Here is a 13,103-nt window from a genome sequence, read left to right as displayed (position 1 = left end):
CACGTCCTTGTGAGAGAAGAGAGTTGGTGCCTGCGGCGGGAGATCAGCGGTCGGAGTCCGACGGCTTCCACCGGAAGATGCGGCGCTCGGCGAAGGTCAGCAGTCCTTCGGCGAGCAGGGCCACGACCGCGAGGATGACCATCGCGGCGTACACACCGGCCGCGTTGAAGGTGCCCTGCGACTGGGCGACGAGCAGGCCGATGCCCTTGGTGGCGCCGATGTACTCGCCGACGATGGCGCCGATGAGCGCGAAGCCGAAGCTGACATGGAGGCTGGTGAAGATCCACGAGGTGGCGGACGGGATGACGACCTGAAGCGTCACCCGGCGATCGCTGGCACCGAGGATCCGGGCGTTGGCCACCAGGTTGCGGTCGACTTCCCGAGCGCCCTGGAAGGCGTTGAAGAAGACCGGGAAGAAGACGAGCACCACGGCCGACGCCACCTTGGATGCCGGTCCGAGCCCGAACCAGATCACGAAGATGGGCGCAAGGACGATCCGCGGTATGGAATTGAGCACCTTGATGTATGGACCAAAGACATCGGCGAGGAAGGCGATCCGCCCGAGGGCGATACCGAAGACCACACCGGCGATCACACCGATGACCCAGCCGAGCAGCGCTTCGTGGAGCGTGTACCAGACCTGCTCCCCCAAGGACCCGAGCGCGGTCCCGTGCATCACCCAGGTGTAGATCTGGTCCCAGATCTTCGACGGCATGGAGAAGTTGAACGGATCGATGACCTTGGCCCGCGCGAACAGCTCCCACAGGCCGAGCACGGCTACCAGGAGCAGTGCGCGAGCGGTGGCGACGATGGCCTTGCGTCTGCGGGCGGCACGGGCGCGGGAGTGTGCGCGCCCCTTGTTGTCGGGCTCGGTCATCGCCAGGGCGACAACGGCCTCGGGAATGGTGTCAGGCGACATTGGCCGCGCCCCTCTCACGGGTGATGCGGACCTCTTCGCCGAGGGACTCCCAGATCTCGCGGTAGATCTCGATGAACCGCGGCTCCAGGCGCACCGATTCGACCTTGCGCGGCCGCGGCAGATCTATGTCGAAGACGTGCTTGACGGTGGCGGGGCCGGCGGTCATCACGACGACCTTGTCGGCGAGCGCGATGGACTCCTCCAGGTCGTGGGTGACGAAGACGACGGAGGCGCCCGTGCCCTCCCACAGTTCGAGCAGTTCGTCGGACATCAGGGCCCTGGTCTGCACGTCGAGCGCCGAGAAGGGCTCGTCCATCAGCAGGATCTCGGGGTCGTTGACGAAGGTCGCGGCGAGGGCGACACGCTTGCGCTGGCCGCCGGAGAGCTGGTGCGGATAGCGGTCCTCGAAGGCCGCGAGCCCGACCCTGGCCAGCCACTCGCGCGCCTTCCGCTTCGCCTCGGCCTTGGGCACACCGCGGAAACGGGGTCCCGCCATCACATTGGACAGGACCGTACGCCACGGGAACGTGGCGTCCTGCTGGAAGACGAAGCCGACCTTGTCGCCGACGCCGGCGACCGGCTCACCGGCGACCAGGACCTCACCCTCGGTGGGCTCTTCGAGCCCGCTCACCAGGGTCAGCGTGGTCGACTTCCCGCAACCGGTGGGACCGACGATGGCCACGAACTCGCCCCGGCCGATGGTCAGGTCCAGCTCCCTGACCGCCGTGTGCAAACCCCCTGACGGGGTCTTGAAGATCTTGCTCGCGCCCCGCAGCTCGATGGCGGGGCTGGTGTCTGCGCTCATGGCCCGGGACGGTAGATGTGGCGCGGGCCACAGCATCAGTCTTCTGAGCGCATGGAGTTCTTTTGCTTGCAACAGCCTGTTGTGCTCATTTTGCTCGCGCTACAACAGCGGAGCCGAAACACGGGCTTAACGCTCGCCAGGCCTTGAGAGAAAGAGGCCCGATGATTGACGTCCTGGTCGTGGACGACGACTTCCGCGTCGCCGAGATCAACGCCAAGTACGTGGGAAAGGTTCCCGGCTTCCGGGTGGCCGCCCGCGCACACAGTGCTGCCCAGGCCATGGCCGCCGTCGAGCGTGCGCCCATCGACCTGGTGCTGCTCGACCACTATCTGCCCGACCAGACGGGCCTCGAACTGGTCCACCGGATGCGCGAGCGAGGCCATGGCACCGACGTCATCATGATCACCGCGGCGAGCGACGTGGTCACCGTCCAGGCGGCGATGCGCCTGGGCGCCCTGCACTATCTGGTCAAACCGTTCACCTTCGCAGCCCTGCGCACCCGTCTCGACTCGTACGCCGCCCTGCGCCGTACTGTCGACCGGGTGGGCGGCCGCGGCGTGGCGGGCCAGGAGCAGGTCGACCGCATCTTCGGCGCTCTGCGCACCGCGCCCGCACCCTCGTCGCCGGGGCTGCCCAGCGGTCACTCGGAGCCGACCACGGACCTCATCTGCGACGTACTGCACCGCGCGAGCCAGCCGCTCTCGGCTCACGAAGTCGCCGCCGAGACCGGTCTGAGCCGATCCACCGCCCAGCGGTATCTGCGCCATCTCGAACAGGCCGGACGCCTGCGGCTCTCGCTCAAGTACGGAGACACGGGGCGGCCGGAGCATCGGTACGCGTGGGTGGCGCCATAGGCCCGGACGTACGTGCGCGGCGGCTTCCCCGGTTCGCCGCATACGTCCCTGGAGGCGCCCTCAGACGGCCCCGGCTCCGGTGAGCGCGCGCACCTCGGTCTCGGCGTGCTTGGCCTCGTCCGGCGGCTCCGCGGACGTCACCGTGCCGAGCCAGCCGGCGAGGAAGCCCAGGGGAATCGAGACGAGACCCGGGTTCTGCAGCGGGAAGTACTGGAAGTCCACACTCGGGAACAGCGATTCGGGGCTCCCCGACACCACCGGTGAAAGGAGCACGAGCCCCAGCGCGGGCACCAGGCCGCCGTATACGGCCCACACAGCACCGCGCGTCGTGAAGGACCGCCAGAACAGTGAGTAAAGCAGCACCGGCAGGTTCGCGGACGCGGCGACCGCGAAGGCGAGACCCACCAGGAAGGCCACGTTGAGATCGCGGGCGAGCAGCCCGAGCGCGATCGCCACCACGCCGATCCCGACGGCCGCCGTACGTGCCACGGCCACCTCGCTGCGCGGCTTCGCGTGCCGACGACGCAACGACGCGTGCAGGTCGTGGGCCACGGACGCCGAGGACGCGAGGGTGATTCCGGCGACGACCGCCAGGATGGTGGCGAAGGCGATGGCGGCGACGATCGCAAAGAGAACCGTTCCGCCGGTGGAGTTCACGCCGCCGCCCAGATCGAGCGCCAGCAAAGGAACCGCCGTGTTCCCTGCCGCGCTCGCCCCGCGCACCGCCTCCGGGCCGACGAGCGCGGCCGCGCCGAAGCCCAGCACGATCGTCATCAGATAGAAGCCCCCGATGAGCCCGACAGACCAGACCACCGAACGGCGCGCGGCCCGCGCGGTCGGCACCGTGTAGAACCGGGACAGGATGTGCGGCAGCCCGCCTGTGCCGAGCACCAGAGCCAGGCCCAGACTGATGAAGTCGAAGCGCGCGGTCCAGCTCCCGCCGTACTTCAGTCCGGGCGCCAGAAACGCGTCACCGTGCCCGCTGCGCTCCGCCGCCGAACGCAGCAGCTCGTTGAAGTCGCCGTGGAAACGCACCAGGACCAGCACGGTCAGCGCCAACGCCCCGCTCAGCAACAGCACCGCCTTGACGATCTGGATCCAGGTGGTGGCCCGCATCCCTCCCAGCGACACATAGATCACCATGAGCGCGCCGACGCCGACCACCGTCCAGTTCCGAGCGGCCTCGCTCGTACCCCCGAGAAGCAGCGCGACCAGGCTGCCCGCTCCCACCATCTGCGCCACCAGATACAGAACGGACACGGTCACCGAGGAAGTTCCCGCCGCGATGCGCACCGGTCGCTCGCTCATCCGGGCCGCGACCACGTCGGCGAGGGTGAACCGTCCGCAGTTGCGCACCAGTTCGGCCACCAGGAAGAGAACCACCAGCCAGGCGACGAGAAACCCCACGACGTACAACAACCCGTCGTAGCCATAGAGCGAGATGAGCCCTGTGACACCCAGGAACGAAGCCGCCGACATGTAGTCGCCGGAGATGGCAAAACCATTCTCCATCGGCGAGAACAACCGCCCGCCGGCATAGAACTCCTCCGCCGAACCATGGCGGTTTCGGCTCACCCATGTCGTGATCGCCAGCGTCACCGCCACAAACGCGCTGAACAGCAGAAGCTCCAGCGTCTGATGGTTGCCGGTCACCTCTCACCACCCCTCACGTTCCGCGTCAGCTCCTGGGTGTCCCAGCGCAGATCGAGCGCGGCTCGGTCCCTGCGCAGCCGCGCATGGCGCGCGTACGCCCAGGTGAACAGGAACGTCGTGAGGAACTGCCCGAGCCCCGCGAGCAGCGCCACGTTCACGACACCGGCGACGGGCCTGGCCATGAACCCGGGCGCCGTCGTCGCGGTCACCACATAACCCAGATACCAGGTGAAGAACAGGGCGACGCCCGGGATCACGAACCTCCGGTACCGGCTGCGCACTTCCTGGAAGGCCGCGCTGCGCTGCACTTCCAGATAGATGTCGGCCGTCCCACCCGTCCGCCCTTCGTGCTCCGGGCGCGCGGCCGGCACGGCAGGAGCGGGCGCACCCGTACCGTCCAACTCACCCCAGCCGGAGGCGAGCGCGTCGTACCAGGGGTCGTCGAACCGGACCTTCCCGGTGTCGCCGCCGTCGTGCTTCTCCACCGAACTCTCCTTGTCCGCGACCCGTTGCGGCCGCGTGCCCAAGGATGGGCAGATCGGGAAGATCCCGGACTCTTCTCTCCGTGCTCTTCACCCCATCAGGTGACTCAGTCCGCCGGTGGCCGTACGAGGCCCTTCCCATAGGCATAACGCACTGCCTGAGCTCGGTCCTTGAGTCCCGTCTTGGCGAAGAGGTTGTTGATGTGGGTCTTCACTGTGGCCGTTGAGACATGCAGCTTGCGGGCGATCTCATGGTTGCTGAGCCCCTCCGCGATCAGCAGGAGCACCTCGGTCTCGCGCGCGGTGAGCCCGTCCGGCGCCTCCGAGAACGGGGCAGGCTCCGCTTTCGGCTCCGACAGCCGCTCCAGCAGCCGCCGTTGCACGCTCGGCGAGAGCCCCGCATCCCCGGACAGCACACTCTCCACGGCCCGTACGATCTCGTCGCCCCCCGCGTCCTTGGTGAGATAGCCGCGAGCCCCCGCTTTGAGCGCAGGGAACAACGACTCGTCGTCCGCGTACGTCGTGAGCACGACGACTTGCGTCCCAGGGTGCTCGGCTCGGATGCGCCGAGTTGCCTCGACACCGTCGCAACGCGGCATGCGCAGGTCCATCAGCACCACGTCCGGGGCAAGTTCGGCGACAAGCTCCACCGCCTCGTCCCCGTCGCCGGCCGCTCCGACGACCTCGATCCCGGGCAACAACCCCAGCAGCATCACAATGCCCTCGCGCACCACGGTCTGGTCGTCCGCCACCACGACCCGCGCCGGCTTCCTGCCCGCCTCCTCCGTCTCCGTCATACGGGCACCTTCAGCGTCACCACGAACCCCTCCTCGTCAGGCCCGGCGTCCAACGAGCCGCCCAGCAACTCGGCACGTTCTCGCATGCCCAGCAGACCGTACCCGGCTCCCGAGCCGCTGAGCTCGCCCGGCGACCCGCCCGAGTCCCGTACGTCCAGCGTCACTTCGTGCTCGCCGTAGTCCAGCCGTACGTGGACCTTGGCGCCCGGAGCATGCTTGCGCGCATTCGTCAGAGCTTCCTGCGCCACTCTGCGTACTGCCTGCGAGGCCTCGGCAGGGAGCGGCTGCCGTTCGCCCGTCACGGTGACGTCGGTGCCGTCGGCCGTGGCGACGAGCTCGCTGAGGAAGTCCTCCAGCGGGAACATCTCTCCGCGCAGCGCGGAGAGCGCCTGCCGGGTCTCCGCCAGCCCCTCACGGGCCATCCCCCGTGCCGCCACGACCCGTTCGAGAATCGTCTCCCGGTCCGCGCCCCGCTCGATGAGCAGCCGGGCCGCCTCGAGGTGCACAAGCTGCGCCGAGAGGCTGTGGGCCAGGACATCATGGATCTCCCGGGCGATCCTGGTCCGCTCGGCGAGCGCCGCCGACTCCGCCTCGGCCTCGCGTGCCGCACGCTCCTGGGCGAGCAGCCGCTGGGCGCTGCCGCGAGCCTCCGCGTCCAGGCGCAACACATATCCGCCCAGGACGAGGCCCACCGTCGTGGCAACGGTGGTCAGCCACACATCGTTGTTGACTGCCGCGTACGCGCTCAGTGCAACTGAGGTGACGGGCAGTGCCGCCGCGAGAGGCAGCCGTTCGATGGCGCTGATGGCGCACCCGCACCACAGGACCAGAGCCGGTACCCGGAAACCCATCCCCTGACCCACCGTCGCGATGGCGAGCAGGAGCGCAAGGAGCCCCAGGGACGGCAGCAGGCGGTGTTCGAGCGTGGTCTGCCAGAAGCCCCACGCGGCGACTGCGCACACGAGGATTCCCGCAACGCCCGCAACCGCACCCCAAGCGTGCAGGTGGCTGTTCGCGAAGGTCGTCGCGATGAGCGCGCCGAGGGCGATGGCCCGCGTGGTCCAGGCGAGCGCGCGCCGGGCCCTCGGCACTCCCTCTCGGGAGAGGGCCTCGCGGGAAGGCCAGCGCCTCCAGGCGTTCTCGGTCACACGCGCTCCTTCCACGAGCCTCGGGGCACGCCGTCACCGTACGCCGTGCCCTGCGCGACAGCCGGGCTCAGGGACTGAGAGCGCCAGACCAGGAACCCGGAGCGCACCAGCAGGGTCGCGGCAAGCGCGAGCAACAGAGCGGAGGAGTCCTGGTGCACGCCGAGCAGCGCTCCGATGCCGAACAGGCCCACACGCAGGCCTATGCCCACGATCCAGACGGCCAGGCTGGCCTTGGTGCTCTTGCTCCACACCGAGCCGTCCGGCTCCACCCAGATCCGCGTGGTCCATGCCCAGCCGGCTCCGGTGGCCAGGCCTATGAGCAGCTCGGTGCCGAGCAAGAGGATCGCCTCGGTCCGGTGATGGGGGTCGATCACCCCGGGCTCCCGCACAGCAATGAAGACCAGGATGGCGGGCACGATCCACCAGCGCCTGTCCGTGCTGATCCTGCGGGTGCGGAACTGGCGCGCGATCACCAGCACGACAACGGCGCAGATCACCAAAGCATTGACGAGCCCGGACATCACAGCCTCCGTGGGCGAGGAAGAGCGGGTATCGGCAGCGAGAGCTGTCGACGCCTTCGACGCTACGGAAATCCGCTGGTCAGCAGATCGGAGCCGGGGTGGATCGTGGGTGGATCCCCCATCGCCCCGAGCCTCCACCCACGGGTGGAGACCCCCCTTTCCGGCCACCCCCGCCGGGTGGCCAGGCCCAGGCTTTCGTCCCCTCCGCCCCTACCCTCCCCCAAGCTAGCGCTTACGTGGTTGGCAACAGGACGAGTCATGAAAGCCGAGCGATCTGCCTCCGGCGACGGGGCGGATGTACCGGCACGGCCCCGACCCGACCCACCCACCCACCAGACAGCGAACCGCCCAGCCCAGCCGCAGCGACTACGCGTCGATCCGCGATCGATCCAACGTAGCCGCCGAGCTGGAGATGAACTCCTTGCGCGGCGCCACGTCGTTCCCCATCAGCAGATCGAACACCTGCTCGGACGCCTCGAGGTCGGAGATGTTGATCCGCCGCAGAGTCCGGTGCCGCGGATCCATCGTCGTCTCGGCCAGCTGATCGGCGTCCATCTCACCCAGACCCTTGTAACGCTGGATCGAGTCCTTGTACCGCACGTTCTTGCGCTGCAGTTCCAGCAGCGTCTCCCGCAGCTCACGGTCCGAGTACGTATAAACGTACTTATCCTGCCCCTTCTTGGGCTGACTGAGCTCAATACGGTGCAGCGGCGGCACCGCCGCGAACACCCGCCCCGCCTCGACCATGGGCCGCATGTACCGCTGGAACAGCGTCAGCAGCAGAATGCGGATGTGCGCGCCGTCGACGTCGGCGTCGACGAGAAGAATGATCTTCCCGTAGCGCGCCGCGTCGATGTCGAAGGTCCGTCCCGAGCCTGCTCCTATGACTTGGATGATCGCGCCACACTCGGCGTTCTTCAGCATGTCCGTCACGGACGCCTTCTGAACGTTGAGGATCTTGCCGCGAATCGGCAGCAGCGCCTGGAACTCGGAGTTCCGGGCGAGCTTGGCCGTACCGAGCGCCGAGTCGCCCTCGACGATGAAGAGCTCACTGCGCTCCACGTCGTCGCTGCGGCAGTCGGCAAGCTTGGCGGGCAGGGAGGAGGACTCCAGAGCCGTCTTCCGGCGCTGGGCGTCCTTGTGCTGACGGGCGGCGATCCGCGTACGGGCTGCGGCGACGGCCTTTTCCATGACGACCCGCGCCTGCGCGGCAGCGTCCCGCTTCGTCGAGGTCAGGAACGCCTTGAGCTCCTTGGAGACCACAGTCGTCACGATGCGGCGGGCCGCCGAGGTGCCGAGGACCTCCTTGGTCTGGCCCTCGAACTGCGGCTCGGCGAGACGCACCGTGACCACGGCCGTCAGGCCCTCCAGAGCGTCGTCCTTGACGATGTCGTCCTCGGCGACACGCAGCAGCTTCTTGGCGCGCAACACCTCGTTCATCGTCTTGGCGACGGCCTGCTCGAAGCCCGCGACGTGGGTGCCGCCCTTCGGGGTGGCGATGATGTTCACGAACGACTTCAGAGTCGTGTCGTAGCCGGTGCCCCAGCGCAGCGCGACATCGACACCGAGCTCACGCGTGACCTCGGTCGGCGTCATCTGCCCGTGGTTGTCGAGGACCGGGACGGTCTCCTTGAAGGTGCCCTGCCCAGAGAAGCGGAGGACGTCGCAGACGGGCTTGTCGGTGGCCAGGTACTCGCAGAATTCGCTGATGCCGCCGTCGAAGCGGAAGGACTCCTCGCCCTTACTGCCGCCCTCGCCGAGCCCGTACTCGTCACGGACGACGATGGTCAGGCCGGGCACCAGGAACGCCGTCTGGCGGGCGCGCTGGTGCAGGTTCTCCAGGGAGAGCTTGGCGTCCTTGAGGAAGATCTGGCGGTCGGCCCAGTAACGCACGCGCGTGCCGGTGCGCGTCTTGGGGATCCGCTTGATCTTGCGCAGCCCGCTGGTCGCGTCGAAGGGGGCCTCGGGACCGTCCGCCTTGAACACCCCCGGAGTACCGCGCCGGAAGCTCACCGCATGGATCTGGCCGCCCCGGTCCACCTCGATGTCCAGGCGGGCGGAGAGCGCGTTCACCACAGAGGCGCCCACACCGTGCAGACCGCCGGAGGCCGCGTACGAGCCGCCGCCGAACTTTCCGCCGGCGTGCAGCTTGGTCATCACGACCTCGACACCGGAGAGGCCGGTCTTGGGCTCCACGTCGACCGGGATGCCACGGCCGTTGTCCCGCACCTCCACCGAGGCGTCGTCGTGCAGGACCACCTCGATGTGGTCGCAGTAGCCCCCAAGGGCCTCGTCCACGGAGTTGTCGATGATCTCCCAGAGGCAGTGCATCAGACCGCGGCTGTCGGTCGACCCGATGTACATGCCCGGGCGCTTGCGCACGGCCTCGAGCCCCTCGAGGACGAGTAGGTGCCGCGCGGTGTAGTTGGAACCGTCCCGGTCTGCTCCGGTCAGCAGCGCTGTGGACGGCACGGACGTCTCGGCGGTCACGCGGTTCGCTCCTCGCTGAATTTCAGATGGGACCCTTTTGGGTAAGGGCCCGGCTTCGGTCGCCGCTCAGAGGGTACCGAGGCCTGGTAGAGCCGATGTAACGCCACCCTCGCATGAACTCAGACTAGTCCAGAGTCGCATGGGTGTTCGATCCCTCGATGGAGTGAAGTACATATCACGTTCCCTTCCAGGCATGAACCATTTAGGCTCCGGGCACGTCCTCATGAACAACCGGCAACCCAGCCGGGAGGACTGACCCTGACAGACTGCGCGAACCCGTAAGACGCGAAGACACGCAATACGGCTCATTCGCCGCCACCCGGCAGCAGACAGCCGCCCCGGAGAGAAATTTTCGAGGAAAAGCCACGAGCGGGAACGTTTTCGGCCTGGTTGGATGTTGACCCTGGTACGACAGCTCGTCGAGCTAGAGAAGAGGCGACGTGACTACTGTTCTGACCCCCGCGAGCCCGCTGACGGCCGCTGACCGCTGCGACCGTTGCGGCGCCCAGGCATATCTGCGCGTCGTCCTCCTGAGCGGCGGAGAACTGCTCTTCTGCGCCCACCACGGTCGCAAGTTCGAGCCGGAACTCAAGAAGATCGCCGCTGAGATACAGGACGAGACGGAGCGACTGACGTCCGTTCCGGCAAGCGTCAACGACGAAGAACGCTGACACTTCGCATCAACGACGAGCGAGTGCCGGCACAGGCCGGCGAGCGGGCGGCCACTCTCTGGACACAGAGAGTGGCCGCCCGCACTCGTATCGCATACCCCGTTCCCTCCGACGGCCTCCCGCCACGCGTCAGGGACGTTGCTTGAGCGGCTCCCACCACGCGTCGGGGTAGCCTCCAGCGGCCCCCACCACGTGTCAGGAGGTCGCATTCAGCGACCCCCACCACGGGCAGGACGTCGCGTTCAGCGACCCCACCGCGCCTCCGGACACAGCGTTCAGCGGCTCTTGCCGAGAGTCCTGACCACGTCCGAGACCCGCGTATAGACCCCGGGGCTCCCCGCCCGCCCACAGCCGCTCCCCCAGGACACCAGGCCTATGAGCCGCCCCTGGGCGACCAGCGGCCCGCCACTGTCCCCCTGACAGGCGTCCCGCCCGCCCTGGTTCTGCCCGGCGCACAGCATGGACGCAGCCCGGTAGGTGCCGTCGGAGCTGCCTGGATAGGCCTCCTCACAGGCGGCGTCGGGGAGTACGTTCACGCGCGCGGCCCTGAGACTGCCGGCGTAGTCACCGCCACCCGTGGTGTCACCCCAGCCATAAACCGTGGCGGAGGTACCCGGCTCGTACGCTGGGTCTCCCGACGCCGCCATACCGATGACCGAGCTCTCGGGAAGCGGGGCGGCGAGCGTGAGCACGCCGAAGTCACCGGCATTCGTATAGGCGTCGTAGCCCGGGTTGACCCAGATGTCGCGTACGGAGATCTCCTTGCCGCCGCTCGACAGCAAATCTCCGCGGCCCGCGATGACCTTCAGGTCACGCACCCGTCGAGACGGCGGCCCCAGCACATCCGAGCCCAGGCAGTGGGCCGCGGTCAGAACCTTGGAGGGGCTGATCACCACTCCCCCGCAGAACTGCCCCGCGCGCGTACCCCCGAACCGGTCACGACTGGACAGCGCCACTGTCCACGGGCTCTCGGAGATCTCGACCGGAAAGCCTCCGATGACGACACTGTCCGCAGCCGCCGGGGCGGGGGACGCCAGCGGTATCGCGGCTGCGGTGGCCGCGAGGGCCAGCATTGAGGCAAAAGGACGGCGCATGTGCGCTCCTCACTCTGGGATGGTCATGGAACACCCACAGTGATCCAGCACGCGCGTGCACGCACTCCGCGCACACGCCGAGGGCCCGGCTCCCCACGGGAGCCGGGCCCTCAGTGACGTATGGCCGAGACCTAGTCGAGGTAGTCGCGCAGCACCTGGGAACGCGACGGGTGACGCAGCTTCGACATCGTCTTGGACTCGATCTGGCGGATCCGCTCACGGGTCACCCCGTACACCTTGCCGATCTCGTCGAGGGTCTTCGGCTGACCGTCGGTAAGACCGAAGCGCATCGAGACGACGCCCGCCTCACGCTCGGACAGGGTGTCGAGCACGGAGTGCAGCTGCTCCTGGAGGAGCGTGAAGCTCACCGCGTCGGCCGGGACGACGGCCTCGGAGTCCTCGATGAGGTCACCGAACTCGCTGTCGCCGTCCTCGCCCAGCGGGGTGTGCAGGGAGATGGGCTCGCGGCCGTACTTCTGGACCTCGATGACCTTCTCCGGGGTCATGTCGAGTTCCTTGGCCAGCTCCTCCGGGGTGGGCTCGCGACCCAGGTCCTGGAGCATCTGGCGCTGCACGCGCGCGAGCTTGTTGATGACCTCGACCATGTGCACCGGGATACGGATGGTGCGGGCCTGGTCGGCCATCGCGCGGGTGATCGCCTGACGGATCCACCAGGTGGCGTACGTGGAGAACTTGTAGCCCTTGGTGTAGTCGAACTTCTCGACCGCGCGGATCAGACCGAGGTTGCCCTCCTGGATGAGGTCCAGGAAGAGCATGCCGCGGCCGGTGTAGCGCTTGGCCAGCGAAACCACCAGACGGAGGTTGGCCTCCAGAAGGTGGTTCTTGGCGCGGCGGCCGTCCTCGGCGATGATCTCCAGCTCGCGCTTGAGCTTGGGGGCGAGCTTGTCGGCGTTGGCCAGCTTGTCCTCGGCGAACAGACCGGCCTCGATGCGCTTGGCGAGCTCCACCTCCTGCTCAGCGTTGAGCAGCGGGACCTTACCGATCTGCTTGAGGTAGTCCTTGACGGGGTCGGCGGTGGCACCGGCAGCGGCAACCTGCTGCGCGGGCGCGTCGTCCTCGTCCTCGTCGGACAGCACAAAGCCCTGGGCGCCGTCCTCGGTGGGCTCTTCGGCACCGGGCTTGCCCGGGGTCTCCTCGACCGCCTCGTCGTCGATCAGCTCGACGTCGTCCTTCTTGGCGGTGGTCTTCTTGGCCGCCGTCTTCTTGGCGACCGTCTTCTTTGCGACGGCCTTCTTGGCAGTCGCCTTCTTGGCAGGGGCCTTCTGGGCAGACGCGTCCTCAGCCGGATCGTCGGCGACAGGCACTGCCGGAGCAGCGGTGGCGGTGGCCTTCTTCGCAGTCACCGTCTTCGCCGCCACGGTCTTGGTGGCGGTGCGCTTGGCCGGACTCTTCGCTGCGACGCTCTTTCGGGTGCGCTTGGGCTCCGCGGCACTGACCATCAGCGTCACACCCTCTTCCTCGAGGATCTGGTTGAGGCTGCGCAGTACGTTCTTCCACTGAGTGGCCGGAATCTGGTCAGCTTCGAAGGCCCGACGCACGTCATCGCCGGCGATCTGCCCCTCAGCCTTTCCCCGCTCAATGAGCGCCATGACAGAGACGGACTCGGCGATCTCAGGCGGGAGCGTACGGGATGTGCTGGCCGACACGA

The 13,103-nt window shown here is 67.9% G+C and carries 12 protein-coding genes; 2 read left to right on the top strand and 10 right to left on the bottom strand.

Features of this window, described 5'->3' with window-relative positions; all coding sequences use genetic code 11:
• Nucleotides 1-43: 43 nt before the first annotated feature.
• Entirely contained in the window at nt 44-919 is an 876-nt protein-coding gene (locus ACIBK0_RS25395) for an ABC transporter permease (RefSeq protein WP_399084224.1), read from the bottom strand.
• Nucleotides 909-1,724 carry an ABC transporter ATP-binding protein gene (locus ACIBK0_RS25390; RefSeq protein WP_399084221.1) on the bottom strand — a complete coding sequence of 272 codons (816 nt, stop codon included), beginning with the start codon at nt 1,722-1,724 and terminating at the stop codon, nt 909-911. The genes ACIBK0_RS25395 and ACIBK0_RS25390 overlap by 11 nt, the downstream gene beginning before the upstream one ends.
• A gap of 161 nt (nt 1,725-1,885) precedes the next feature.
• On the opposite strand from ACIBK0_RS25390, the gene ACIBK0_RS25385 reads away from it, so the two are divergent.
• A complete protein-coding gene (locus tag ACIBK0_RS25385) occupies nt 1,886-2,578 on the top strand; it encodes a response regulator (RefSeq protein WP_399084218.1) in 693 nt (230 codons plus the stop codon).
• A 60-nt stretch (nt 2,579-2,638) separates the two neighbouring features.
• Here ACIBK0_RS25385 and ACIBK0_RS25380 read toward each other — a convergent pair whose 3' ends face one another.
• The 6 genes from ACIBK0_RS25380 to ACIBK0_RS25355 form a co-directional block, all read right to left on the bottom strand.
• Entirely contained in the window at nt 2,639-4,231 is a 1,593-nt protein-coding gene (locus ACIBK0_RS25380) for a cation acetate symporter (RefSeq protein WP_399084215.1), read from the bottom strand.
• Nucleotides 4,228-4,716 (bottom strand): DUF485 domain-containing protein, encoded by a 489-nt coding sequence (locus ACIBK0_RS25375; RefSeq protein ID WP_399084212.1) that lies wholly within the window; start codon nt 4,714-4,716, stop codon nt 4,228-4,230. The genes ACIBK0_RS25380 and ACIBK0_RS25375 overlap by 4 nt, the downstream gene beginning before the upstream one ends.
• Nucleotides 4,717-4,820: 104 nt before the next feature.
• Complete coding sequence (locus ACIBK0_RS25370) at nt 4,821-5,510, bottom strand: response regulator (protein WP_399084209.1); 690 nt, start codon at nt 5,508-5,510, stop codon at nt 4,821-4,823.
• Nucleotides 5,507-6,658 carry a sensor histidine kinase gene (locus ACIBK0_RS25365; RefSeq protein ID WP_399084206.1) on the bottom strand — a complete coding sequence of 384 codons (1,152 nt, stop codon included), beginning with the start codon at nt 6,656-6,658 and terminating at the stop codon, nt 5,507-5,509. Before ACIBK0_RS25365 ends, ACIBK0_RS25370 begins: the two co-directional genes overlap by 4 nt.
• A complete protein-coding gene (locus ACIBK0_RS25360) occupies nt 6,655-7,179 on the bottom strand; it encodes a DUF1453 domain-containing protein (protein WP_399084203.1) in 525 nt (174 codons plus the stop codon). The genes ACIBK0_RS25365 and ACIBK0_RS25360 overlap by 4 nt, the downstream gene beginning before the upstream one ends.
• A gap of 366 nt (nt 7,180-7,545) precedes the next feature.
• Complete coding sequence (locus ACIBK0_RS25355; protein WP_399084200.1) at nt 7,546-9,669, bottom strand: type IIA DNA topoisomerase subunit B; 2,124 nt, start codon at nt 9,667-9,669, stop codon at nt 7,546-7,548.
• A 440-nt stretch (nt 9,670-10,109) separates the two neighbouring features.
• Between ACIBK0_RS25355 and ACIBK0_RS25350 the strand changes: the two genes are divergently transcribed.
• The gene (locus tag ACIBK0_RS25350) at nt 10,110-10,340 is read left to right on the top strand and encodes a hypothetical protein (RefSeq protein WP_327432225.1); all 231 of its coding nucleotides are present in this window, start codon (nt 10,110-10,112) and stop codon (nt 10,338-10,340) included.
• A gap of 275 nt (nt 10,341-10,615) precedes the next feature.
• Here the strand turns inward: ACIBK0_RS25350 and ACIBK0_RS25345 are convergent, their stop codons facing one another.
• Both ACIBK0_RS25345 and ACIBK0_RS25340 read right to left on the bottom strand, forming a co-directional pair.
• On the bottom strand, nt 10,616-11,434 hold the full coding sequence (locus tag ACIBK0_RS25345) for a S1 family serine peptidase (RefSeq protein ID WP_399084197.1): 819 nt from the start codon (nt 11,432-11,434) through the stop codon (nt 10,616-10,618).
• Nucleotides 11,435-11,565: 131 nt separating this feature from the next.
• Nucleotides 11,566-13,101 carry an RNA polymerase sigma factor gene (locus tag ACIBK0_RS25340; protein WP_399084194.1) on the bottom strand — a complete coding sequence of 512 codons (1,536 nt, stop codon included), beginning with the start codon at nt 13,099-13,101 and terminating at the stop codon, nt 11,566-11,568.
• Nucleotides 13,102-13,103 lie beyond the last annotated feature (2 nt).

It is taken from the genome of Streptomyces sp. NPDC050564 (genome assembly GCF_044457265.1).
Classification (GTDB): domain Bacteria; phylum Actinomycetota; class Actinomycetes; order Streptomycetales; family Streptomycetaceae; genus Streptomyces.
Note: the sequence above shows the minus strand (reverse complement) of the source record. Positions and strands in the feature narration are given on the sequence as shown.

Excerpts from the sequence above, each read along its gene's own strand:
- ACIBK0_RS25395 (WP_399084224.1), bottom strand. The coding sequence starts at position 919 with ATGTCGCCTGACACCATTCCCGAGGCCGTTGTCGCCCTGGCGATGACC.
- ACIBK0_RS25390 (WP_399084221.1), bottom strand. The coding sequence starts at position 1,724 with ATGAGCGCAGACACCAGCCCCGCCATCGAGCTGCGGGGCGCGAGCAAG.
- ACIBK0_RS25385 (WP_399084218.1), top strand. The coding sequence starts at position 1,886 with ATGATTGACGTCCTGGTCGTGGACGACGACTTCCGCGTCGCCGAGATC.
- ACIBK0_RS25370 (WP_399084209.1), bottom strand. The coding sequence starts at position 5,510 with ATGACGGAGACGGAGGAGGCGGGCAGGAAGCCGGCGCGGGTCGTGGTG.
- ACIBK0_RS25360 (WP_399084203.1), bottom strand. The coding sequence starts at position 7,179 with ATGTCCGGGCTCGTCAATGCTTTGGTGATCTGCGCCGTTGTCGTGCTG.
- ACIBK0_RS25345 (WP_399084197.1), bottom strand. The coding sequence starts at position 11,434 with ATGCGCCGTCCTTTTGCCTCAATGCTGGCCCTCGCGGCCACCGCAGCC.